Raw genomic sequence first — 20,650 nt, forward strand, 5'->3', positions numbered from 1 at the left:
ACGAACCCGGCATGACTAACCTGCCCCGGTAATCTCGTCCATGAACTGAGTAAGAAAGGTTTCAAGCCGGGTATGACGCTCGGCAGCGAGGCGAGCCCCTTCTTGGGTTTTAAAGCCCGAGGCGAGCTTGAGCAGTTTGGTCTGGAAGTGCTCGATGGCATACGCCCCGTCCTGGTACGCCCTCTGCTGCGCGGCAGGATTCTCGAAGTCATAGAGCGCCGACCCCATTCGCCCGGAGACGTAAAAACACCGGGCAATACCCACCGCGCCTATGGCGTCAAGCCGGTCACTGTCCTGAAGGATGCAGGCCTCACGTGTCAGCGGTTCGAACCCCGCCGAGTAACTGTGGGTTTTGATCGCATGCACTACCTGCTCAACACGCCCACTCGGCCAGCCCATCTCTGCAAGGGCTGATGCAGCCTTGTTCGCCGACAACGTCGAGGCCTGCCCACGTAACGGCGAATGCTTTTCCACTGCCACACAGTCGTGCAGCACCGTCGCCGCAAGCAAGATTTCAAGGTCGCCACCCTCTACCCGCTGGATCCGCTGCGCATTGACCCACACGCGATGAATATGGGCCAAGTCGTGGGAGCCATCACTCTGGTCGGACGGCAGATACTTCAGCAAGTCAGTGGCAAGAGACTGATAAGGGGCAAACGCTTCGCGGGTCATCTTCGATAGGTTCCATTTCCGGTGTGCCTCGCCAGGGCGACGCCTGATGCCCCCTGAGTTCGCAGATCAGAACACCGACCATCCGATTCGTGAACTCAGCAGCTCAAGCGCCGCCATCCCGGCCAGGGAGTTGCCCGCCGCATTCAGCTCTGGCGACCACACGCATACGGTGAATTGACCCGGCACGATCGCCACGATACCGCCACCCACGCCACTCTTGCCAGGCAAACCCACCCTGAAGGCGAAATTCCCCGCCTCGTCATACAGCCCGCTGGTGGCCATGATCGAGTTCACTTGTTGGGTCTGGCGCCGTGTCAGGATCTGCTCACCGCTGTGCTTGCAGAACCCATCATTGGCCAGGAAGCAGAAGGCCCGCGCCAGGTCCAGGCAGTTCATTTGCAGTGCGCAGTAACTGAAGTAACTGCGCAGCACCGTCTCGACCTCGTTATGGAAATTGCCAAATGACTGCATCAGGTACGCCATGGCAGCGTTGCGCGCGCGGAACTGATATTCCGAATCAGCGACCCGGGTATTGATCGAGATGTGAGGGTTGCCTGAAAGCCGTCGGACAAAATCGCGCATCGACAACGTGGGGGCCGCGAAGCGCGACTGATTGATATCGCAGATCACCAATGCCCCGGCATTGATGAACGGGTTACGCGGCCGCCCACGCTCGAACTCCAGCTGCACCAATGAGTTGAACGGCTGCCCCGAAGGCTCATGCCCCAACCGCTCCCAAATGGCTTCACCCGAATGGCCAATGGCCTGAACCAGGCTGAACACCTTGGAAATGCTCTGCACCGAGAATGGCACCTGCGCATCGCCTGCGCAGTGGTAACTGCCATCGTTGCCATAGACAGCGATGCCCAACTGGTTCGCCGGCACGTCAGCCAGCGCGGGAATGTAGTCAGCGACTTTGCCCTTGCCGATCAAGGGACGTACTTCTTCGAGAATCTCGTTCAACAGCGTTTGCATGGAAGGCCCTGTATCAATCCCCAGACGACGGCGAGGGGCAGTCTTCTTGACGAAAATTGAGCGGGAGAGATCACACATTCAGAAACAAATCACCGTCAGCGTCATCATCGCCAGGAAGATCGCCGTGCGTTATGGCCTTGAAGGCAGCTGTAAAAAGCTGCGAGGGCCGGCCACGCGCCGCACCGATGATAATCCACAAGGCAATCTGTCGGCCGTGATGGCGGCAAGCATCATTTCATTCGGGTTCGTGTTCCTCCACCCGTTCATGGATGGGAACGGGCGCTTGAAAACGGCCTGTTGCTTCCTGTTTCGGTTGCCATGAAACGCGAAGAACGCCTGTATCTGGAGACACTTCAGGGATATTCCGGGCCCGTGCGAGAATACTGGCAAGTGCAATGGATCGATCACGAGCAGTTTACATTTGAGTTCATCGGAGCTGACGCGATCTGCCGATTCTGGGATGCCACGCAGTGCGTTGTATTCACCTGCGCTGGAGGTCGAGCTGCGCGATGAGACGGCCTTTCTGGAAAACTATGACGCCGTCTACAGGGCCGTTGATGAGCGATTCGATGTTCGCGGCAGCGACCTCGCAAACTTGGTCATGATGTGCCTGAGCAATGGCGGGAGCGTGTCAAACAATCGGCGTAAGCAGTACCTGTACAGGGTCCCCGAGGCGGTGTTCGACTACATCGAGCTGACCGCGCAACAAGTGCTTGCCGCCCAGCGCTCAGCCGCTCAAGCGCATCAGGGAGCAGAGACACAGACGGATGCATAGTGTTGAGTGGGAGAGCGTCTATTCATGGAACGAAAAGCAAGCCGCGCAGCCCCGCGACTGGGTTATCCGTAGCGCTCACCCTGGCAGGGTAGAACGGATCGAAGCGTGGATTGGGGTTTCAAAAAACAATGAATACGGCGAGCGCACTGAGCAGCAAACAGAGGCTCGCGACAGCTGTGAGATGCACGCGCATCGGCAGATACCACCCAGGCATCGCTTGCGCCAGTTTGCGATCCTGCCAAAGATGGCCGATAAAACCAAAGGTCAACACCAGACATCCCAATGGCACAGGCAGCAACGTGCCAACCCAACCGATCAGGGCCGGTATAACGCTCCACACCAGTCGCTCTTGACGCTGCTTCGCGGGCAAACCCTGCAACGTCATGGCAAACCCCCAGTGCAGGGCACCGACGAAGCTCAATATCACCGCGCCATAGCCAACCAGCATCATCGAGAAAAACGCTCGATACTCAGCCCAAAAAAGGATGAGCAGCGTCAAACCAATAAACGGCAGCAGACCGCCGTAACCCAGGACAGCGAAGCGGCTTGGAGATATCGCAGTAGCATCGGTATTCATCTGGGCGCCCCTTCGCGACGGTTCAGGACCGGGTGTCAATTGTGTCGTCCAATGAGGTTCAGGAATTCGTGTCGCGTCGAGGGTGCGTCGCGAAATGCACCTAACATCACGGATGAAATCATCACCGAGTTCTGCTTCTCTATACCGCGCATCATCATGCACATATGCTTGGCTTCGATCACGACCGCTACCCCTGCGGCATCCGTGACTTCCTGCACGGCATACGCAATTTGCCGCGTGAGGTTTTCCTGTATCTGTAAACGACGGGCGAACATATCCACCACGCGTGCAACCTTGGAAAGCCCTAACACGCGCCCTGTTGGCAGGTACGCGACATGAGCCTTGCCAATGAACGGCAGCATGTGGTGTTCGCACAATGAGTAGAGCTCAATGTCACGCACCACAATCATTTCATCGTTTTCACTCTCGAACAGAGCACCGTTTACGACCTCGTGAAGATCCTGGGCATACCCGTTGCACAAGTACTGCATCGCTTTTGCCGCACGCCGGGGTGTGTCCAGAAGCCCTTCGCGCTGCGGGTTCTCACCAATGCCGACGAGGATTTCATGAAAGTGCTCGGCTAACGAATGTGACATTTGGACTCCTCACCGCTACAACGGTGCCCGCCATCGGGATGTGGTAGCCAGGCCAAGTGTGGCCTCAATCGACAGAACAGCCTGTAAAGAACCGAAAACAGGGGACGTAGCGGACGCCAGGCCAGTGGCGCGACCCACAGGCCCACATCCGCAGCACGCCAACTCCACAAGGTGGCATCCAAGCCTGTAACCCAGTGCCCGCTCGCGAACCTTCCATGCAGGCACGACCTCAGTTGCTCGACTGCCAAGCCCAACGCCCCTGCATCGAAATCATCAGCACTGATGTCAACCAGGATGAGCTTTCCCCCGGTCGATTTCCTGCGCAGGAAGGCGATCTCCCGAGCGCACAAGGGGCAGGCGCCGTCAAAGTACAGCGTGAAGGGCCACTGGCAATACATGTACAAAGCCTCATTCTTGTACAGGTTTTTTGTACAAGTTAGCTGAAACACGGAAATTCGCAATGGGCGTGACAGCTTTCGGCGACGGCAGCCAGGCGGACCGGCATTTTGATACAAACAATGCCTGCCGCGAGTACTGCTCGCCCGGGGGCTGCACATGCAGGCCTTACCACAAAGCCGGAATCGGATTTGCTAAGATCGCGGCATTCCGCTGGGTGAACTGCGTATTCACTCGAGCCCTTTGCAGCCTGCTGGAAGACCTGATGAACAAACTGATTCTGCCTTTCGCTATCTTCGTTAGCGTCATCATCACTGGGAAGATCGCCGAGCATTACGGCCTGGAGGGCAGCTGGAAAGTCGGCCTGCTGTGCCTCGTGGCAGCTATCGTCCAGATCGCGGTTACCCGCTTTCAGCGCCACCAGCGGCAGAAAGCCCAGCTTTAAAGGGCGCGAGGCATTGCTAACGTCAGTGGGTGATCACGTTATGGGGACTTTTCTTTCACCCAATTTTCACAGTGGCTTGGGCAGGATGAAGCTATCCCTACGTGATAGTACTTTGCCCGCCTCGGCGGGCTTTCTTTTGCCCGCCTGTTTCCTGTTTAGGTTTTTGAGGAACGGGAGCGGGTCGAAAAATCAGAAATAACCCCTTCCTTGTAGGCCATTTCCCAAAGATACTCCTCGCGCCTGATTTTCGTTGCACATGGAAATAGTCAGCCCTAGTCTCGGCCTGTCGCTACCCATTGGCGGCACGGTTTTGACAGACCGTGGTTCACTGAGAGCATGTGCAATGCCAGTTATGGCAGCTGTGCGTGGGGCACCTTCGTGTGCGCCGGGATTCTCAGTGCCCCCGGTCTGTCAACCCACAAACAGCTGCCACCCTTCCGTTTGACAGCGGTACTGCGGCAGCCCTGTAAGGCACTGAGAGGGTTTATGCTGAAAATAGTACCTGATCCACCGCACAACGTTCTTTCCCTGGAAGACACCCTGATTCAGGCTACGGACTACGCGTTATGCGCGACGACCGTCGTGCATCAGGCAATGCTGCTGCAGCCCAAGTCACCCGCGTCGATTCTGATGATGACCTCGATGCATGAACTGGAGACCTTGAGAGCTTTGCTCGAGTCCGCAATAGCCCAAGTGCAGATGCCCAGTGAGCCTCGGACTATGCATTGACGTGTCGCTGATGTACTGCCTGGGCCGGCCTCTCTGCGGATACCCCCTCCCAGGCACTCCCTCAGCCTTGAAGACTGCCGTGCTCCTGTAGGAGCGGTTCACCCGCGAATAGGCCCGTACAGGCTGAAGCAATCTTGGGGAAACTGAACAATGTCCACAGAAGAAACCAAATTCACCGTCGGCAAAACCACCTTCTACCAAGGTGAAAACCAGACCCATCCCCTCTTCCGCATCGAAGCCGGCATACCTTGCCAGAGTGCCCGTGAACAGGCTTCGGAGCTGATGGGCTATGCACGGGACATGACCCTGGATGGATTGATGGAAGACAAACCTCAGTTGATCTGGGCTTCGCACTACCTTTGCGCGTTGGCCAAGGCACTGATGGATGATGCTGAACTGGGCATGATGCGCTGAATGACTCATCATTGACTGGGTGCCTTCAAGACCTATGCGACTCCCGATTTTGAAGGCGACCCAACGACCTAGCTCCTTGCCTCTTTTCTCGCTGGACGCGGTCCAAGATTCAGTTCCATCGATTGCGACATCAAAGCCGAACCTTCACGCAAAGGCTCCGGCGCGCCAACTGCATGAAATCCGCTCGCTTTGTACAAGTTCATCGCCGGGCTATCTGCAATCGTCACACCCAGACGAACACGTGCCGCACCGTGATCTTCAGCCCATTTGATAGCTCTCTCAAGCAAGGCACTCCCAACTCCGATCCCACGTGCATCAGGCGTAACCCACATCTGGAAAATCTCGACAACGCCTAGCTCAACGTCGGATGCCTTGCACCACACCAAGCCACACGCCTCATTATTCCAATGAGCGAAGAAAGCTTGAGCAGTGCTGGAGCTAGCGACGGCTGATACGCGGGCTCGCCAATCATCGTCGTCCCGGCCTGATTCGCGCTCATGAGTACTCGCGAAAGCCTCCTGAGAGTCACGCAGGGCCCGCAGACGTAGATCCCGATAAGATTGCCAATCAGTTGCTGCTACAGGGCGAATAGCGAGCATACCACCTCCATTGTGCATTGCTTCAGCGAGAGCTAATGGCGCGTCAGAAGATATTCGTATTATTGGATTGAGCGCTGTATTTAGGCTACAACCCGGGTACGCTTGGATGTGTATGCCTACTGAGGTTCGATGACCCATCGTCCGCGTAACATGCCTTTCAGCTCATCGACACTGAGGGTCATGTCGCGCTTGCGGTGGACTACCGCATGACAGTTGGCACATAACGTTACGAGGTCTGTCTCAGGATTCACAGCCTGTTCTCCACCAAATTTCGAAATAGGTACTACGTGATGAACGTGAATGAAGCCCTTTGCATGTTCGCCGTAAGCCTGCTCGAAATCAAAACCGCATGCTTTGCAGTCAAGCCCGTGAATAGCGATGGCCTTCATCCTAAGATCTTTCCGGCGTTCGTATCGGGTTCCAAAGTAGCTTGTCTTGCTGCCTTCATTAGCCGATTCAAATGTAATCGGATCGTCTTCTGACTGCGGTAGAGCAGTATCCAACCGCGGATCTAAAAGCTTCGCGTGGCTTAAGATAGCGTCGTAATCAGACTGAGAAATGAGCCGAACCCCGTCACGCCAGTAGTTACTCGCGCGGCTGCCGGGGATAGTCTCCCTGTACGCGCCGTCGATTTTGGCGGGAACAGCGCTTTCAAATGGAATGAAATTTTCAATCAAAGCAAAAAGATCACCCTTATTACTACTGCTATCTGCGTAGACCTTGCCTATACGTGCCTTGCCAAAATAGTGCGGATTGGCACAAAGACGGACCGAGGCAAAGGCTTTATCTTTGATACGCCCTTTGTAGTAAACAACCTCGGTTCCCTGAGCGAGCAAGGTTTGGTAACGCTTGGGGAAGTGATAGACAGCGCCTGTCTGGTCTTCCCACTGTGATGTATCGTTTTCAACGATGACGACGGGCATTCCATTTTCCTCTCGACTGACGGCAGAAGCCTATCAAAAAAGAGGAATTTTCCTACAGCGCAGTGGAAAAAGGACAACATTCCTGCGTGATCACAGTCGCCCTAACCGCTCAAGCGAATTCTCTGCAAGGGTGGTTTTGCGTAGCTCAACGGTTTTCAAGATAGTGGTATAAGCGTCCAATCCATGCGGTTTCAGTGACGTATTCGATTCAAAAAAAGACGAAACGGCACGGCTACAGACCGTTTCGCTCAAACCTGTCCCCAGGGGAAATTGCGTTTCTCGTTGGGTTTATGAATTCCATTTCTTTCTTGCGCGCTTCGAGCCTGAAGAGGGATGACACCGGGCGAGTGTCGACGGCAGCACAGCCACTAAACTTGAGGGCTGATGGCAGCTTTGGCCTCAGAAGCGCTCATCACCGATAGCCGGCAAGATCAGCTCCCGTACAAACGAAGCCCCGGACAAGCGCAACAGCGCGTCGACCATAGTGACCACATCATGCACCGGTACCTGGCGCCGCTCGCCTCGTGCTGCGGCTTGCGCCAATGGCGTGTTCAGGAAGTCGTCGGTATTCAGATAACCCAGTTGAAGCACGGTCACCGCCAGGTTGTCATCCCTGAAACCTTCGCGCAGCGCATCAGCCATGCCGTTGAGGGCGAACTTTGAGGCGCCGAACGCTACCTCCGGGCGCCCACTCTGGCGAAGAGCTGAGGTCGAACCGGTGAGGATCAACTGCGGCCGGGGCGCACCAAGCAACTTGGGCACCAGGCGCTTGAGCAAAAGCAGCGTGGCTGTGATATTCACCTCGACCAGCCTGGTGATCGATTCGTCGCTGTCGTCAAGGAATGCATAGTGCTCGCTGAAGGCGTGTTCTTCCCAGATGCCAACGTTGTAGATCAGGACATCCAGATCGGCAGGTGCCCGATCCGCGATCTGTGCTACAGCCGCCGCTGGCTTGGCAAGGTCGGCATCGACCCACTGCAGGTCGATGCCCGGGGCAAGGGCCAGGTCTGACGGCTGTTTGCGTGATACGCCGATCAGCGTGTCCCCTGGCTTGCCGAGCCCTTCGAGCAAAGCCCGGCCCAACCCTCTGCCAGCGCCTACGATCATCATCTTCATCTGTTGCTCCTTTTAACTGAAATGCTCCAAGCTTTCCTGGGCCGTTCAACTCCAGCGGACATTCAGTACGACGAAGTGCAGCAGGATCCAGACCATCAACAGCAGATGGGTCAGTTGCAACCCTTCCTGGCGGATCCAGTAGCCGAACCATATCCCGCCCAGCAGCATCGCGAGCAGGAACCCGAGCGCTGCGCTCAAGGCCAGGTTCAACCAGGGCCGCGCTACCTCCAAGCCGGCGCCAAGCAGCAGTTCATAGCACCCCACCCAGGCCGCGAGAGCGGCGGCTGCCTGTGTCAGCACTATGATCGACAAGGCCAAGCGATGGATGGCGTGGGAGGTCATCGCTCGCACCAGCAGAGGGAGGCTGATTGCGGGAGGTTGGGCCAGCGGCGCCATCGACATGGTCTCCCCGATCGCCCCGGCTGAGCTGGCAAAGGCATGCAGGTTGTTGATCAGGCTGATACTCAGCCACAGGCTCAAGCCAATACAGCAGGTGATCTGGAAAATCAGCAGTGAAGTCGGAGTGTCCATTCCTGGTCCTTTGTGAGTTCGTTTCCGAAAGCAGCGAGAGCGTCCGGACGCCACTCTAAAACCTTGACTTAACTCGAGGTCAATACCGGTTTTCCAATAAGGCTGCCTGGGGCGACAACCTCAACCGTTCGTTCAAGCCATCTGTAGGTCTGAGAAGTTTGTCGAGGTCTTGGGCGACCGACCGAGCCGCGTCGATCAACGCCACAGGTATTACCCACTGGAGGATCCGGGATAGAGCCAACCGGTTTGCTATGCTCTCTATTCCGGCTGGCTTGGCCTGAAGGCGCCGAGCGTGTGCGGCATTGGTCAAGATGCTTGAGAGTTTTCTATCCGCGTTTGTGGAAAAAATCGAACCAAGGAGTGGAGTAACAGACATGCCAGCTTGTCCCCTACCCTCTGATGAAGCACTTCGTCAGCGCACACTTGATGACATGGACTTGGTCGATACGCCGGCCGAGCATTATCTTGATACCTTGGTACGACTCACCCAAGAACTAGCCCAGGTGGAGACCGTTCTGATCAGCCTAATCGATCAGGATCGGCAGTGGTTCAAGGCTCGGATCGGCATCGAGGTAAGCGAGACGAAGCGCAATGTGTCCTTTTGCGGCTACGCGATTCTCGGTGAAGATACCTTGATGGTTTCCGACGCCAGGTGCGATTCACGCTTCGAGGACAATCCCCTCGTGCTGAACCCACCCTATATCCGGTTCTATGCGGGCCACCCGTTACGTGCCTCAAATGGCAAAGCCATCGGCACCCTGTGCATGTTCGATCCTCGGCCGCGGAAGCTCAGCGAAGCGCAACAGGCTAATTTTCGGGACTTAGCCACGCTCACCGAGGGTTATTTGCAACTGCGGAGCCTAGCTCAGGTCAATCGCGCCTTGCGTGTTGAAATGGATCGCGGGCAGCGCAGGGCTTTGCTTGATCCTTTGACACAACTATGGAACCGCGGGGCATTGGCAGCATTTCAGAACCGAGAACTTCGTTTGGCTGAGGAGCGAGGTTTACAGCTAGGTGCCGTATACGCAGACCTCGACCGTTTCAAATCCGTCAATGACGAGCATGGCCACGATGCCGGCGATAAAGTGCTCTGCGAGTGCGCCCGCCGACTGCGGGCTACGCTGCGACCAGATGACCTGCTGGTACGCCAGGGAGGAGAGGAATTCGTGGCCCTGCTACGGGTTAAAGACAGCCAAGAATTAACGCAGATTGCGGAGCGCTTGCGTCAGTCAATCGGCAGCGCGCCATTTTTGTTGCCCGGCGGCCCTCGGAAGATGACCATTAGCATCGGATGCGCCCTGCTCACTAATGGTGAGCAGGTTGATGATGCAATAAAACGCGCTGACGGCGGTCTCTATGCGGCCAAACACGGGGGACGTGACCAGGTTGTCTATGTGCCAGCGTTATCCTGAGGACTTTAAGACTCGGTAACATGGAGCGAGATTCCCCTATACGAGAGCGTCTCATCTGAACCGGCGTTCGCTAAGGGAACTCCGAACAAGTTGCCTTGAACGCGTAATGAGCGGCGTTTTGACGCCGCCCGACCATTTTCAGCCCTCAATCAGCTCAAAGCCAGGGCTTTGCCCTGGCTCTTGCGCGCTACAGGCGTACCTCTCCTGCAGTGGTCAATAATTGCCTGCTGCGGGAGAGGTGGGCCCGTGAGGGCAGAAAACCAAGACCGTGCCTTGGTTATCCAGTAATCAGCGGCTGAAAATCAGGCTTTTCGGCATCCACAATCCGTCCATTTCCGGCTGATGGACAACTTGTTCGGAGTTTCCCTAAATGGGTGTCCGGTTTTATTAGACCACTACATAGCGATAGATTTGTACGCTGCAACCAATGCTCCCTCTATCACTTTCTCCCCGCCTCTCGAACTATATGTTTCAGATAGTTCAAGGCGCCTGAGTTGGCATCAATATCATGTAGACTAACCATCAGCAGTTCACTCGTTGGCGCATCGCTTGGCAATGAGCGAGAAACAACATCCTTGGGCATGAAGTTTTCGGCATAGGCCGGCAGCAACGTATAGCCCAGCCCGGCAGCCACCAGGTTAATGCTCATCAGTGGATTGGACGACGGGTAGACATGCCCCGATGTGACGTCATGGCGAGCTAGGTACTGCGCCAGCGCATCGTGGATCGAACGCCCGTAGCCCGGATCGATGTTGATCGCCGGCAAGTTGTCCAACTGACTGGGCGTGATGCTGGGAGCCGCCACCAGCGGGTGATCGTGTGGCAGGTAGACGCGAAACTGCTCCACCAATACCACTTCGCTGTGCAGGTTGGCGGCGCGTACCGGGCCGCGCATGAAGCCCAGCTCGATTTCACCACGCGCCAGCGCCACCTCCTGCTCTTCGGAAGTCAGGCTGCGCAGGACGATATCCACCTCGGGAAACGACACCCGGAATATCGGCAAAACGCTGGGGAAAATGCGCACTTCGGCGGCCGGCACGAAGCCGATGGTGATGCGCTCGCGCTGGGAAGCGGCCTTGGCGGCACGCGCCACGGCCATCTCGACGTGCCCGAGGATCTGCCGGGCCTCATCCAAGAATACTACCCCGGCCGGCGTCAGCTCGACCTTGCGCCGGGTACGGGTGAGCAAGGCAAAGCCGATCTCCAGCTCCAGGTTGCGAATCTGCTCGCTCAACGACGGCTGCGAGGTAAACAGGCGAGTAGCGGCGCGAGTGAAGCTGAGTTCTTCGGCGACGGCGACGAAGAAGCGCAAGTGGCGCAGTTCCATTTGGTTTTCCTTGGAATCGTTCAGACAGGGCGCAGGGCCGGTCAACCAGTTATAGGTCTAACCGATAAATAGATCCAAAGAAAGTATTTCTTCATTCGCCCTCACTCTCCTAGATTTACCGAATCTGTTGGCACCAACAGCTCATTCGACAATAAAAACACACCCTTCTTGTAAGCGGTGAGGAGAATAAGAGTGGCTATCACCCCAGAACAATTCGAGGCTTTGGTCGACGCCCGTAACGGACGTATCACCCCTGCTATCTATACCGACCCGCAGATCTATGAGCTCGAGCTCGAACGCATCTTTGGTCGCACCTGGCTGTTCCTCTGCCATGTCAGTCAGATCCCCAAGCCCGGTGACTTTTTCAATACCTACATGGGCGAAGACCCGATCGTGGTCGTGCGTCAGAAAGACCGCTCGATCAATGCCTTCCTCAACCAGTGTCGGCATCGTTCGATGCGCGTGTCCTACGCCGACTCGGGCAACACCAAGGCATTCACCTGCCCCTACCACGGCTGGAGCTACGGCACCGACGGCGAACTGATCGACGTGCCGCAGGAGCCGCGTGCCTACCCGCAGGGGCTGTGCAAGAAGCAATGGGGCCTGCAGGCGGTGACCCGCGTGCGCGAATACAAGGGCCTGGTATTCGGCAACTGGGACGCCGAGGCACCTGAACTCGAAGACTACATGGGCGACATCGCCTGGTACCTGGACGGCGTGCTCGACCGCCGCGAAGGCGGTACCGAAATCATCGGCGGCGTGCAGAAGTGGACCATCGACTGCAATTGGAAACTGCCCGCCGAACAGTTCGCCTCCGACCAGTACCACGCCCTCTACTCACACGCCTCGGCGGTGCAGGTGCTGGGGCAGGCGCCCGGCAACACGGAAAAGGCCCTGGGCTCTGACCAGACGGCGCGCCCGGTCTGGGAAACCGCCAAGGACGCCGTCCAGTACGGCCAACGCGGCCATGGCAGCGGGTTCTTCTTCACCGAAAAGCCCGACGCCAACGTGTGGGTAGACGGCGAGGTATCGCGCTATTTCCGTGACACCTTCGACGAGGCCAAGGCGCGCCTGGGCGAAATCCGCGCACTGCGCCTGGCCGGCCACAACAACATGTTCCCGACCCTGAGCTGGCTCAACGGCACCGCGACGATCCGCGTGTGGCACCCGCGTGGGCCGAACCAGGTGGAGGTGTGGAACTTCTGCATCGCCGACGCTGCGGCACCGGACGACGTCAAGGCTGCCTTCGAACGCAGCGAAACCCGCGCCTTCGGGCCGGCCGGGTTCCTCGAGCAGGACGATTCGGAGAACTGGACCGAAATCCAGAAGGTCTTGCGTGGTAAACGTGCCCGCAACGCCACCCTGTGCATGGAAATGGGCCTGGGCAACGAGAAGCTGCGCGAAGACATGCCTGGCATCACCAACTACATCTTCAGCGAAACCGCGGCACGCGGCCTCTACCAGTATTGGGTGGACCTGCTGTTGTCGCCGTCCTGGGACGAAGTGAAGCGTCGCACCGAAGCCTATGAACAGGAGCTGGTGAAATGAACGACGCCGCGATCCGCGACCCGCTCGCGCCCAACACGCAACCGATCGTCGATGCCCAGACCCACCATGAAATCGCCGACTTCATCTTCCAGGAGGCCGAGTTGCTGGATGACTGGCGCTTTCGCGACTGGCTGATCGTCGTTGCCCAGGACATCAGCTACACCATGCGCACCGGTGCCAACGCACAAACCCGCGACCGCCGGCGCAAGGTCGGTCCGCCCACCACATGGATCTTCAACGACAACTGGCACCAGCTCGAGCGCCGTGTCGCACGCCTGGAAACCGGCATGGCCTGGGCCGAAGAGCCCCCTAGCCGCACCCGCCACTTCGTCAGCAACCTGCGCATCCGCGCAACCGAAGACGGCAAGGGTTTCGAGGTGCGCAGCAACTACCTCCTGCACCGTTCGCAGAAGGAAAAGGACAATGTCAGCTACCACGGCATGCGCATCGACCGCCTGCGCCGCGCCGACAACAGCTTCGGCTTCGAGATCTACCACCGCGACATCGCCCTCGACCAGGTGGTGATCACCTCGCACAACCTCAGCGTGCTGTTCTGAAACGCGGGGCTCCTGCCCCGCATCCAGACTCTCCCGAATACCGGTACCCCTACCATGACCACTTTCAGCGTCTGTGAAACCCACGCGCTCGCCGATGGCGAAGCCGTGACCGTGCAAGCTGCCGACCGGCTGATCGCCGTGTTCAACGTCGGCGGCGAATTCTATGCCCTGGACGATCGTTGCAGCCACGGCAACGCCTCCATGTCCGAGGGCTACATCGAAGACGATGCTACCGTCGAATGCCCGCTGCATGCTGCGCGGTTCTGCCTCAAGAGCGGTGCGGCCCTGTGCCAGCCCGCCACCGACCCACTGCGCACCTACCCGGTCAGCATCGTCGACGACATCATCCACGTGGTGCTGGAGGACGCGGCATGAGCGGCTGGTTGCAGGATGAAGTGGTGCTGATCACCGGTGGCGGCTCGGGCCTGGGCCTGGCGCTGGTGGAACGCTTCCTGGCCGAAGGGGCGAAACTCGCGGTGCTGGAGCGCTCCCCAGAAAAATGCGCGATTTTGCAGGCACACTTCGCCGGTGATGTGGTCGTCACCCAGGGCGACGTGTGCAGTAGCGCCGACAACCAGCGTGCGGTGGATGCCGCCGTGGCGCGCTTCGGCAAACTCGATTGCTTCGTCGGCAACGCCGGCGTGTGGGATCACGGCGTGCGCCTGCTCGACACCAATGCGGAGAAACTCGCCCAGGGCTTCGACGAGCTGTTCGCAATCAACGTCAAGGGCTACCTGCTGGGCGCCAAGGCCGCTGCCGCCGAACTGGTCAAGTCGTGCGGCAGCATGATCTTCACCCTCAGCAACTCGGCGTTCTACCCCGAAGGCGGCGGGCCGCTGTACACCGCCAGCAAGCACGCGGCGGTCGGCCTGATCCGCGAGCTGGCCTTCGAGCTGGCGCCCAAGGTACGGGTCAACGGCGTAGGGCCGTGCGGCATGAACACCGACCTGCGTGGCCCCACCGCGCTGGGCCAGCAGGACACCCGCATCATGGATTCGCGCTCGCCGGATACGATCAAAGCGATCCTGCCGCTGCAGTTCTTCCCCGATGCCAGCGAATTCACCGGGCCGTTCGTACTACTGGCCTCGCGGCAGAACAACCAGACCTTGAGCGGCGTGATGATCAACGCCGACGCAGGCCTGGGCATTCGCGGCATCCGTAATGTCGCCGGAGGGCTGGCACTATGAACACGCGCATCGTGATCATCGGTGCCGGCCAGGCCGGCGCCAACGCAGCCATGGCCTTGCGGCGCCAGGGCCATGCCGGGCCCGTGGTGCTGGTCGGCGAGGAAGTGCACCTGCCCTACGAGCGCCCGCCGCTGTCCAAGGACGCCTTGCTGCAGCCGCAGCAAGGCAAACTGGCCCTGTACACGCACGAGCAATTCGCCGAGCAGGACATCACCTTGAAACTCGGCCTGCGCGCCACCGCCATCGACAGCCAGACCGGCACCGTCAGCCTGGCCAACGGCGAGACGCTGGCCTACGACAAGCTGCTGCTGACCATCGGCGCTCAACCCCGGCGTCTGCCGGCACTGGACGCCCTGGGCGAGTGCACCCATGTGCTGCGTACCTTGGAGGATGCCCAGCAGATACGGGCCCAGGCACAGGCCGGCAAGCGAGCCCTGCTGGTCGGCGCTGGGGTGATCGGGCTGGAGCTTGCCTCCAGCCTGAGCGAACTTGGGCTGCAGGTAGCCGTGGTCGACCCGGCGCGGCGTGCCATGCTGCGCAATTCGCCGGAACCGATAGGGGCTTTCCTGCAAGCGACCCATGAGGCTCGCGGCGTGCGCTTTCACTTCGCAACCGGTGTCCGGGCTGCCGAGCGACGCGGCGATGCCATCCATCTCATCCTGGACAATGGCACGCAACTGCAAGGCGACCTATTGGTCTACGGCATCGGCGTGAGCGTGGACACCACCCTGGCCGACAGCGCCGGCCTGCGCTGCGAACAAGGGGCAATCGTGGTCGACGAGCGCTGCCGTACCTCGCAAACCGGTATCTACGCCGCCGGCGATGCCGTGATGCAGATTGACGCCGACGGCCAGCGCTCTCGCATCGAAAGCTGGGAGAATGCCAACCTGCAAGCCGCCGCCGCAGTGTCCGACATGCTCGACCAGGACCTTGCCCCACCCACGGTGCCGTGGTTCTGGACCGACCAGTGCGGCTACAACGTGCAGTTCGCCGGCGATATGGCGGCGCCGCACTGGTTGCTGCGCGGTACCCCGGGCCAGGGGCCCTTCGTGGCGCTCGGCCTGGCCGATGGCGCCATCGTCGGCGCGGTCACGGTCAACGCCGGCAAGGACATGCGCCCGGCGAAGGAACTGATCGCCAGGCGCGCGCAGGTGGATGAGGCGCTGTTGCGCGACCCAACCGTCGCCCTTCGCCAGCTGGCAAAGGCGTCCTGACCCCGGACGTCCGACCGGCACCTACCAGAGCTTGACCGTGTAATCCACATTGACCCGCAACTCGTTGTCGTCCCGGTGCGTGGCGCCGGGCAGGAAGTCGTTGCGGTACCAGGCGTGGCGCAAACGCAGCGCCACGCCCTTGAACGTGCCCTGCTGCACGACATACGACAGCTCGACGTCTTTCTCGCTCTCGCTCAGGCCGCCGCCACCGAAGCGCGCCAGCTCAATGTTGTCGCCACGCACATAGCGCAGCATGCCCTTGAGCCCAGGCACGCCAAATGGGGCGAAGTCCTGGTCGAATTTGACCTGCCAGCTGCGCTCCTTGGGGTTGATGAACTCGGAGCTGAGCGTACCTTCGGTGATCACCAGCGGCTCGGTACCGTACAGGTAGGGCATCGCAGTGTCGCCCTCGAGCTGCATGTAGCCAACGCCCAGGCTGTGGCTGGCCCAGGCGTAGGTGAGCATCAGCGCGGTGTTGCGGTTGTCGACCGGGCCGGCCTTGGCGGTGCCGTCCTCGCCGGTGACGAACAGGCGCAAATCACTCTTCAGGCGGCCCGCGCCGAGCGGGCGATCGTCGACGAACCCGAAGTAGTCCTTGCGGTACAGCTGGTCGAGCTCGGCGTGGTAGTAGCGCAGGGTCAAGGTGTCGGACCAGGCGTAGTCGCCGCCGAGGAAGGTGAAGCGATCGGAGGTGGCTGCGCCGTTGAAACGGCCGTTGGGCGCGGCGACGCTCATCTTCTGGTAGTCGGTGGAGTCGCGCAGATTGATGCGGTCGAGCCAACCGGCATGCAGGCTCAGGCGGTCGAAGTCGCTGGAGCGCAGGTAGGCGCCGCGGAAGGTCTGCGGCAGCAGCCGGGTCGGGCTGGCGAAGGCGATCGGCAGGAAGGTGCTGATGGTGCCGCCTTGCAGCTCGGTACGCGAGATGCGCATCTTGCCAGTCAGGCCGAGTTCGGAATAGTCGTCGGCAGGCTCTCGGGTGACCGGGTCGTAGGGCAGCAGGCCGGTACCGACGCGATCGGGCGAGGAGTCGAGCTTGACCCCGAGCATGCCCTTGGCGTCCAGGCCGAAGCCCACCGGGCCCTCGGTGAAACCGGAGCTCGCGTTGAGGATCAAGCCCTGGGCCCATTCGCGAGCAGCCGCTTGCGGGGTCTGGCCCACGTAGTTGCGATCGAAGTAGTAGTTACGCAGCACCAGCTCGGCATGGCTGTCATCGACGAAGCCAGCGGCGTGGGAGGGGTTGGCGCAGAGCAGGCCGATGGCCAGGGCCAGGCAGGTTTTTGGGGCCTTGTACATGGTCACTTCACTTTCTTGTAGTTGTAGGGTGCCCTGCCGCGTGAGCAGCAGGGGAACAAGCAAGGTTGGACGGCGGGCGGGGTCAGGCCGGGCGACGGCCGATCAGGCGGAACAGCGCCAGGCCGGCGATCACCACCCCCGGTGCCGAAGCCATCAGCACCCCGGCCGAACCGGCGCCGAGGGCGAGCATCTGCCCGGCTACCAGCGGGCCGCTCATGGCCCCCAGACGCCCGACCGCCACCGCTGCACCAACGCCGGTGGCGCGCACGCGGACCGGGTAGAAGTGCGGCGCCAGGGCATACAGCACGCCCTGCCCGCCAGTGGCGAAGAAGCCGGCGAAGAAACCGGCGACCAGCATAGTCGCCAGCACGCTGGCCAACCCCAGGCCCGCCAGGGCGGCGAGCAGGCCGACGTATACCAGGGCGGCGGTTACCCCGGCCGACAGGCGCTCGAGTACCTGGCCGAGGATCAACGTGCCGATGGCCGCGCCGATCTGCAGGGCGAACATCACCCAGCTGGCGTCATGGCTGCTGAAGCCCTGCCCGACCAGCAGGCTCGGCAGCCAGTTGATCAGGATATACACCACCATCAGGGTGAAGAAGTAGCTCAGCCACAGCAGCCAGGTGGCGCGTTGACCGAACAGCTCGCGACGCAGGCTCGGCGTATCCTCGGCCTGGCCGGTGGCGCGGAACTGGCCCGATTCGGGCAGGTAGGCCACCAGCAGCGGCAGGATCAGCAGCGGCCCAGCGCCACCGACATGGAACACCGTTTGCCACTCGCCGCTGTAGCCGGCGATGCCGATGCCGGCAGCCATCGCCGCGCCCAATGGCACGCCGCAGTACATCAGGCTGACCGCGCTGCCACGCAGGCGCTGGCCGGCGGTTTCGCTGCACAGGGCGATCAGGTTGGGCAATGCGGCGCCCAGCCCGACACCGGTGAACAGCCGCGCCAGCAACAGGCTGGGCAGGCTCCAGGCATGGGCCGTGGCCAGCGAGAACAGGCCAAACAGCGCCACCGAGCCGATCAGGATGCGCTTGCGCCCGAAACGGTCGGCCAGCCAGCCGCCGACCAGGGCGCCAGGCAGCAGGCCGAGGATGCCGGCACTGAAAACCCAGCCCATTTTCAGCTTGTCCAAGCCGAAGGCACTGGCCATGCCTGGGGCGGCGATGCCGGCAGCTTGCAGGTCGAGACCTTCGAGCAGGGCGACGAGGAAACACAGGCCGATGGTAAAGGCCACGCGAGGCGGGTTATTGGCAGATGTCATGAATCACCCATGTTGTTTTTGTGTTGGGTTGAGTTGGCAACGGAGCGCTGTGCACCCATTCGCGGGACAAGCCCGCTCCCACAGGCGCTGCATCCTCCTTGTGGAGCGGGCTTGCCTCGCGATGGGCCGTGCAGCAGCCCTGTTTCTCGGGTCAGCGCTTGAGCAAATCCAGCGCCACGTCCACGATCATGTCTTCCTGACCCCCTACCATCCTGCGCTTGCCCAGCTCGACGAGGATGTCCACCGCCTTGATGCCGTAGCGGACAGCGGCCACCTCGGCATGGCGCAGGAAGCTCGAGTAGACCCCGGCATAACCCAACGCCAGGGTTTCGCGGTCGACACGCACCGGGCGGTCCTGCAGCGGGCGCACCAGGTCGTCGGCAGCATCCATCAGCGCATACAGGTCGGTGCCGTGGTTCCAGCCCAGCTTGTCGGCGGCCGCGATGAACACCTCCAGCGGCGCGTTGCCGGCGCCGGCGCCCATGCCGGCAAGGCTGGCGTCGATGCGATCGCAGCCCTCCTCCACCGCGGCTATGGAGTTGGCAACGCCCAGGCTGAGGTTATGGTGGGCATGAATGCCGGTGTGGGTGGCCGGGTCGAGCACGGCCTTCACCGCACGGAAACGCGCACGGATGTCGTCCATGTTCATCGCCCCGCCGGAATCCACCACGTAGATGCAGGTGGCGCCGTAGCCCTCCATCAGCTTGGCCTGTTGCGCCAGCCCTTCAGGCGTTTGCATGTGGCTCATCATCAGGAAGCCGACGGTGTCCATGCCCAGCTCACGGGCATGCTCGATATGCTGGCGCGAGACGTCCGCCTCGGTGCAGTGGGTGGCCACGCGCACGATGCGGGCGCCGGCATCGTAGGCGTTCTTCAGGTCGTGGATAGTGCCGATCCCTGGCAGCAGCAGCGTGGCGATCTTGGCGTGGCTGACCGCGTCGGCGGCTGCTTCGATCCATTCGAGGTCGGTGTGGGCACCGAAGCCGTAGTTGAAACTGGAGCCCTGCAAACCATCGCCATGGGCGACCTCGATGGAGTCCACCTTGGCCCGGTCCAGTGCCGTGGCGATGGCGCGCACGTCATCCAGCGAATACTGGTGGCGGATGGCGTGCATGCCATCGCGCAGGGTCACGTCGGAGATGTAGAGTTTCTTGCCGTTCATGCCGAGGCCTCCATTGCTTGCGCCATACGCTCGGCGGTAGCCAGCGCGGCAGAGGTCATGATGTCGAGATTGCCGGCGTAGGCCGGCAGGTAATGGGCGGCGCCTTCGACTTCGAGGAACACCGAGGTTTTCAACCCGGTGAAGGTCCCCTGCCCCGGCAGCTTGAGGTCGCGCACTTCTTCGAACTGCACCTGCTGCTTGAGGCGGTAGCCCGGTACGTAGGCCTGTACCGCAGCGGCCATTTCCTCGATGCTCGCCGCCACCTGCTGCTGGTCGGCGACCTCGCTCAGTACGTACACCGTGTCGCGCATCATCAACGGCGGCTCGGCGGGGTTCATGATGATGATCGCCTTGCCCTTGGTCGCACCGCCGATCACTTCGATGGCCTTGCTGGTGGTTTCGGTGAATTCGTCGATGTTGGCACGGGTACCGGGGCCTGCAGACTTCGAAGCGATCGAGGCAACGATCTCGGCATAGTGCACCTTGGCCACGCGCGATACCGCCGCGACCATGGGGATGGTGGCCTGGCCGCCGCAGGTGACCATGTTGACGTTGGTCGCCTGCAGATGCTGCTCCAGGTTGACCACGGGCACGCAGTACGGGCCAATGGCCGCCGGAGTCAGGTCGATCATGCGCAGGTCGGCCTTGTGCTGGCGCAGCAAGGCGTCGTTCTTCACGTGGGCACCGGCGCTGGTGGCGTCGAAGACGAAATCGATGTCGTTGAACACCGGCAGGCGAGTCAAGCCTTGCACGCCTTCATGGGTGGTGGCCACGCCCATGCGGGCAGCGCGGGCAAGGCCGTCGGAGGCCGGGTCGATGCCGACCATCGCCGCCATTTCCAGGTGCTTGGCATTGCGCAGGATCTTGATCATGAGGTCGGTGCCGATGTTGCCGGAACCGATGATGGCGACTTTGCGTTTGTGGCTCATGTTGTTCTC

The 20,650-nt window shown here is 60.4% G+C and carries 25 protein-coding genes; 11 read left to right on the forward strand and 14 right to left on the reverse strand.

Annotated elements, in window-relative coordinates; genetic code table 11:
* Positions 1-15 precede the first annotated feature (15 nt).
* Positions 16-672 (reverse strand): HD domain-containing protein, encoded by a 657-nt coding sequence (locus tag ACF8RA_RS19235; RefSeq protein ID WP_392462249.1) that lies wholly within the window; start codon positions 670-672, stop codon positions 16-18.
* Between the two features lie 66 nt (positions 673-738).
* Positions 739-1,647, reverse strand: coding sequence for a glutaminase B (gene glsB / locus ACF8RA_RS19240; protein WP_014591518.1), 909 nt, complete (start codon positions 1,645-1,647; stop codon positions 739-741).
* A gap of 46 nt (positions 1,648-1,693) precedes the next feature.
* Between glsB and ACF8RA_RS19245 the strand changes: the two genes are divergently transcribed.
* A complete protein-coding gene (locus ACF8RA_RS19245) occupies positions 1,694-1,969 on the forward strand; it encodes a Fic family protein (protein WP_392487586.1) in 276 nt (91 codons plus the stop codon).
* Between the two features lie 138 nt (positions 1,970-2,107).
* Complete coding sequence (locus tag ACF8RA_RS19250) at positions 2,108-2,422, forward strand: hypothetical protein (RefSeq protein ID WP_256122374.1); 315 nt, start codon at positions 2,108-2,110, stop codon at positions 2,420-2,422.
* 118 nt (positions 2,423-2,540) lie between these two features.
* Here the strand turns inward: ACF8RA_RS19250 and ACF8RA_RS19255 are convergent, their stop codons facing one another.
* Genes ACF8RA_RS19255 through ACF8RA_RS19265 form a run of 3 tightly spaced genes read right to left on the reverse strand, consistent with a single transcriptional unit; the run spans position 2,541 to position 3,993 of the window.
* Positions 2,541-2,999, reverse strand: coding sequence for a DUF3429 domain-containing protein (locus ACF8RA_RS19255; protein ID WP_392462251.1), 459 nt, complete (start codon positions 2,997-2,999; stop codon positions 2,541-2,543).
* A 35-nt stretch (positions 3,000-3,034) separates the two neighbouring features.
* Complete coding sequence (gene folE, locus ACF8RA_RS19260; protein WP_176684696.1) at positions 3,035-3,595, reverse strand: GTP cyclohydrolase I FolE; 561 nt, start codon at positions 3,593-3,595, stop codon at positions 3,035-3,037.
* Positions 3,580-3,993, reverse strand: a complete 414-nt coding sequence (locus ACF8RA_RS19265; protein ID WP_176684697.1) for a thiol-disulfide oxidoreductase DCC family protein — start codon at positions 3,991-3,993, stop codon at positions 3,580-3,582. The genes folE and ACF8RA_RS19265 overlap by 16 nt, the downstream gene beginning before the upstream one ends.
* Before the next feature lie 263 nt (positions 3,994-4,256).
* Here ACF8RA_RS19265 and ACF8RA_RS19270 point away from each other — a divergent pair, with 263 nt between their 5' ends.
* From ACF8RA_RS19270 to ACF8RA_RS19280, 3 genes are all read left to right on the forward strand, one after another.
* A complete protein-coding gene (locus ACF8RA_RS19270) occupies positions 4,257-4,436 on the forward strand; it encodes a hypothetical protein (RefSeq protein ID WP_209969782.1) in 180 nt (59 codons plus the stop codon).
* A 486-nt stretch (positions 4,437-4,922) separates the two neighbouring features.
* The gene (locus ACF8RA_RS19275) at positions 4,923-5,165 is read left to right on the forward strand and encodes a hypothetical protein (protein WP_392519439.1); all 243 of its coding nucleotides are present in this window, start codon (positions 4,923-4,925) and stop codon (positions 5,163-5,165) included.
* A 150-nt stretch (positions 5,166-5,315) separates the two neighbouring features.
* Positions 5,316-5,579 (forward strand): DUF3077 domain-containing protein, encoded by a 264-nt coding sequence (locus tag ACF8RA_RS19280; protein ID WP_003250694.1) that lies wholly within the window; start codon positions 5,316-5,318, stop codon positions 5,577-5,579.
* A 68-nt stretch (positions 5,580-5,647) separates the two neighbouring features.
* On the opposite strand, the gene ACF8RA_RS19285 is transcribed toward ACF8RA_RS19280, so the two are convergent.
* The 4 genes from ACF8RA_RS19285 to ACF8RA_RS19300 all read right to left on the reverse strand — a co-directional run bounded on the left by ACF8RA_RS19285 (position 5,648) and on the right by ACF8RA_RS19300 (position 8,748).
* A complete protein-coding gene (locus tag ACF8RA_RS19285) occupies positions 5,648-6,316 on the reverse strand; it encodes a GNAT family N-acetyltransferase (RefSeq protein WP_370844350.1) in 669 nt (222 codons plus the stop codon).
* A complete protein-coding gene (locus ACF8RA_RS19290) occupies positions 6,295-7,101 on the reverse strand; it encodes an HNH endonuclease (RefSeq protein WP_392519440.1) in 807 nt (268 codons plus the stop codon). Before ACF8RA_RS19290 ends, ACF8RA_RS19285 begins: the two co-directional genes overlap by 22 nt.
* 399 nt (positions 7,102-7,500) lie before the next feature.
* A complete protein-coding gene (locus ACF8RA_RS19295) occupies positions 7,501-8,217 on the reverse strand; it encodes an SDR family NAD(P)-dependent oxidoreductase (protein WP_392519441.1) in 717 nt (238 codons plus the stop codon).
* Between the two features lie 45 nt (positions 8,218-8,262).
* The gene (locus tag ACF8RA_RS19300; protein WP_392519442.1) at positions 8,263-8,748 is read right to left on the reverse strand and encodes a DUF2165 domain-containing protein; all 486 of its coding nucleotides are present in this window, start codon (positions 8,746-8,748) and stop codon (positions 8,263-8,265) included.
* A 374-nt stretch (positions 8,749-9,122) separates the two neighbouring features.
* On the opposite strand from ACF8RA_RS19300, the gene ACF8RA_RS19305 reads away from it, so the two are divergent.
* A complete protein-coding gene (locus ACF8RA_RS19305; RefSeq protein ID WP_176684750.1) occupies positions 9,123-10,160 on the forward strand; it encodes a sensor domain-containing diguanylate cyclase in 1,038 nt (345 codons plus the stop codon).
* A gap of 439 nt (positions 10,161-10,599) precedes the next feature.
* Here the strand turns inward: ACF8RA_RS19305 and ACF8RA_RS19310 are convergent, their stop codons facing one another.
* Positions 10,600-11,487 carry a LysR substrate-binding domain-containing protein gene (locus tag ACF8RA_RS19310; RefSeq protein WP_209965229.1) on the reverse strand — a complete coding sequence of 296 codons (888 nt, stop codon included), beginning with the start codon at positions 11,485-11,487 and terminating at the stop codon, positions 10,600-10,602.
* A gap of 192 nt (positions 11,488-11,679) precedes the next feature.
* On the opposite strand from ACF8RA_RS19310, the gene hcaE reads away from it, so the two are divergent.
* From hcaE to hcaD, 5 genes are read left to right on the forward strand one after another with little or no spacing between them, the layout of a single operon-like run.
* Entirely contained in the window at positions 11,680-13,035 is a 1,356-nt protein-coding gene (hcaE, locus tag ACF8RA_RS19315; protein ID WP_176684703.1) for a 3-phenylpropionate/cinnamic acid dioxygenase subunit alpha, read from the forward strand.
* Positions 13,032-13,592, forward strand: a complete 561-nt coding sequence (gene hcaF, locus ACF8RA_RS19320) for a 3-phenylpropionate/cinnamic acid dioxygenase subunit beta (RefSeq protein ID WP_209965225.1) — start codon at positions 13,032-13,034, stop codon at positions 13,590-13,592. Before hcaE ends, hcaF begins: the two co-directional genes overlap by 4 nt.
* A 54-nt stretch (positions 13,593-13,646) precedes the next feature.
* Positions 13,647-13,967 (forward strand): 3-phenylpropionate/cinnamic acid dioxygenase ferredoxin subunit, encoded by a 321-nt coding sequence (gene hcaC / locus ACF8RA_RS19325; protein ID WP_392514380.1) that lies wholly within the window; start codon positions 13,647-13,649, stop codon positions 13,965-13,967.
* Positions 13,964-14,779, forward strand: coding sequence for a 3-phenylpropionate-dihydrodiol/cinnamic acid-dihydrodiol dehydrogenase (gene hcaB, locus ACF8RA_RS19330; protein WP_176684706.1), 816 nt, complete (start codon positions 13,964-13,966; stop codon positions 14,777-14,779). Before hcaC ends, hcaB begins: the two co-directional genes overlap by 4 nt.
* The gene (gene hcaD, locus ACF8RA_RS19335) at positions 14,776-15,993 is read left to right on the forward strand and encodes a 3-phenylpropionate/cinnamic acid dioxygenase ferredoxin--NAD(+) reductase subunit (RefSeq protein ID WP_176684707.1); all 1,218 of its coding nucleotides are present in this window, start codon (positions 14,776-14,778) and stop codon (positions 15,991-15,993) included. Before hcaB ends, hcaD begins: the two co-directional genes overlap by 4 nt.
* A gap of 21 nt (positions 15,994-16,014) precedes the next feature.
* On the opposite strand, the gene ACF8RA_RS19340 is transcribed toward hcaD, so the two are convergent.
* The 4 genes from ACF8RA_RS19340 to ACF8RA_RS19355 all read right to left on the reverse strand — a co-directional run bounded on the left by ACF8RA_RS19340 (position 16,015) and on the right by ACF8RA_RS19355 (position 20,641).
* A complete protein-coding gene (locus tag ACF8RA_RS19340) occupies positions 16,015-17,286 on the reverse strand; it encodes an OprD family porin (protein WP_176684708.1) in 1,272 nt (423 codons plus the stop codon).
* A gap of 82 nt (positions 17,287-17,368) precedes the next feature.
* Positions 17,369-18,550 carry a 3-(3-hydroxy-phenyl)propionate transporter MhpT gene (mhpT, locus tag ACF8RA_RS19345; RefSeq protein WP_176684709.1) on the reverse strand — a complete coding sequence of 394 codons (1,182 nt, stop codon included), beginning with the start codon at positions 18,548-18,550 and terminating at the stop codon, positions 17,369-17,371.
* Between the two features lie 151 nt (positions 18,551-18,701).
* Entirely contained in the window at positions 18,702-19,712 is a 1,011-nt protein-coding gene (gene mhpE / locus ACF8RA_RS19350) for a 4-hydroxy-2-oxovalerate aldolase (RefSeq protein WP_392488279.1), read from the reverse strand.
* Positions 19,709-20,641, reverse strand: coding sequence for an acetaldehyde dehydrogenase (acetylating) (locus tag ACF8RA_RS19355; RefSeq protein ID WP_209965216.1), 933 nt, complete (start codon positions 20,639-20,641; stop codon positions 19,709-19,711). The genes mhpE and ACF8RA_RS19355 overlap by 4 nt, the downstream gene beginning before the upstream one ends.
* Between the last annotated feature and the right edge of the window lie 9 nt (positions 20,642-20,650).

The organism is Pseudomonas sp. FYR_5, assembly GCF_043106315.1.
In the GTDB taxonomy this organism is placed as follows: Bacteria; Pseudomonadota; Gammaproteobacteria; order Pseudomonadales; family Pseudomonadaceae; genus Aquipseudomonas; species Aquipseudomonas putida_Y.

Bases quoted from the DNA above. Each gene is read 5' to 3' on its own strand.
- ACF8RA_RS19235 (WP_392462249.1), bottom strand. From the start codon at position 672: ATGACCCGCGAAGCGTTTGCCCCTTATCAGTCTCTTGCCACTGACTTG.
- glsB (WP_014591518.1), bottom strand. From the start codon at position 1,647: ATGCAAACGCTGTTGAACGAGATTCTCGAAGAAGTACGTCCCTTGATC.
- ACF8RA_RS19250 (WP_256122374.1), top strand. From the start codon at position 2,108: ATGCCACGCAGTGCGTTGTATTCACCTGCGCTGGAGGTCGAGCTGCGC.
- ACF8RA_RS19255 (WP_392462251.1), bottom strand. From the start codon at position 2,999: ATGAATACCGATGCTACTGCGATATCTCCAAGCCGCTTCGCTGTCCTG.
- folE (WP_176684696.1), bottom strand. From the start codon at position 3,595: ATGTCACATTCGTTAGCCGAGCACTTTCATGAAATCCTCGTCGGCATT.
- ACF8RA_RS19265 (WP_176684697.1), bottom strand. From the start codon at position 3,993: ATGTATTGCCAGTGGCCCTTCACGCTGTACTTTGACGGCGCCTGCCCC.
- ACF8RA_RS19270 (WP_209969782.1), top strand. From the start codon at position 4,257: ATGAACAAACTGATTCTGCCTTTCGCTATCTTCGTTAGCGTCATCATC.
- ACF8RA_RS19275 (WP_392519439.1), top strand. From the start codon at position 4,923: ATGCTGAAAATAGTACCTGATCCACCGCACAACGTTCTTTCCCTGGAA.
- ACF8RA_RS19280 (WP_003250694.1), top strand. From the start codon at position 5,316: ATGTCCACAGAAGAAACCAAATTCACCGTCGGCAAAACCACCTTCTAC.
- ACF8RA_RS19285 (WP_370844350.1), bottom strand. From the start codon at position 6,316: ATGGGTCATCGAACCTCAGTAGGCATACACATCCAAGCGTACCCGGGT.
- ACF8RA_RS19290 (WP_392519440.1), bottom strand. From the start codon at position 7,101: ATGCCCGTCGTCATCGTTGAAAACGATACATCACAGTGGGAAGACCAG.
- ACF8RA_RS19295 (WP_392519441.1), bottom strand. From the start codon at position 8,217: ATGAAGATGATGATCGTAGGCGCTGGCAGAGGGTTGGGCCGGGCTTTG.
- ACF8RA_RS19300 (WP_392519442.1), bottom strand. From the start codon at position 8,748: ATGGACACTCCGACTTCACTGCTGATTTTCCAGATCACCTGCTGTATT.
- ACF8RA_RS19305 (WP_176684750.1), top strand. From the start codon at position 9,123: ATGCCAGCTTGTCCCCTACCCTCTGATGAAGCACTTCGTCAGCGCACA.
- ACF8RA_RS19310 (WP_209965229.1), bottom strand. From the start codon at position 11,487: ATGGAACTGCGCCACTTGCGCTTCTTCGTCGCCGTCGCCGAAGAACTC.
- hcaF (WP_209965225.1), top strand. From the start codon at position 13,032: ATGAACGACGCCGCGATCCGCGACCCGCTCGCGCCCAACACGCAACCG.
- hcaC (WP_392514380.1), top strand. From the start codon at position 13,647: ATGACCACTTTCAGCGTCTGTGAAACCCACGCGCTCGCCGATGGCGAA.
- hcaB (WP_176684706.1), top strand. From the start codon at position 13,964: ATGAGCGGCTGGTTGCAGGATGAAGTGGTGCTGATCACCGGTGGCGGC.
- hcaD (WP_176684707.1), top strand. From the start codon at position 14,776: ATGAACACGCGCATCGTGATCATCGGTGCCGGCCAGGCCGGCGCCAAC.
- ACF8RA_RS19340 (WP_176684708.1), bottom strand. From the start codon at position 17,286: ATGTACAAGGCCCCAAAAACCTGCCTGGCCCTGGCCATCGGCCTGCTC.
- mhpT (WP_176684709.1), bottom strand. From the start codon at position 18,550: ATGACATCTGCCAATAACCCGCCTCGCGTGGCCTTTACCATCGGCCTG.
- mhpE (WP_392488279.1), bottom strand. From the start codon at position 19,712: ATGAACGGCAAGAAACTCTACATCTCCGACGTGACCCTGCGCGATGGC.
- ACF8RA_RS19355 (WP_209965216.1), bottom strand. From the start codon at position 20,641: ATGAGCCACAAACGCAAAGTCGCCATCATCGGTTCCGGCAACATCGGC.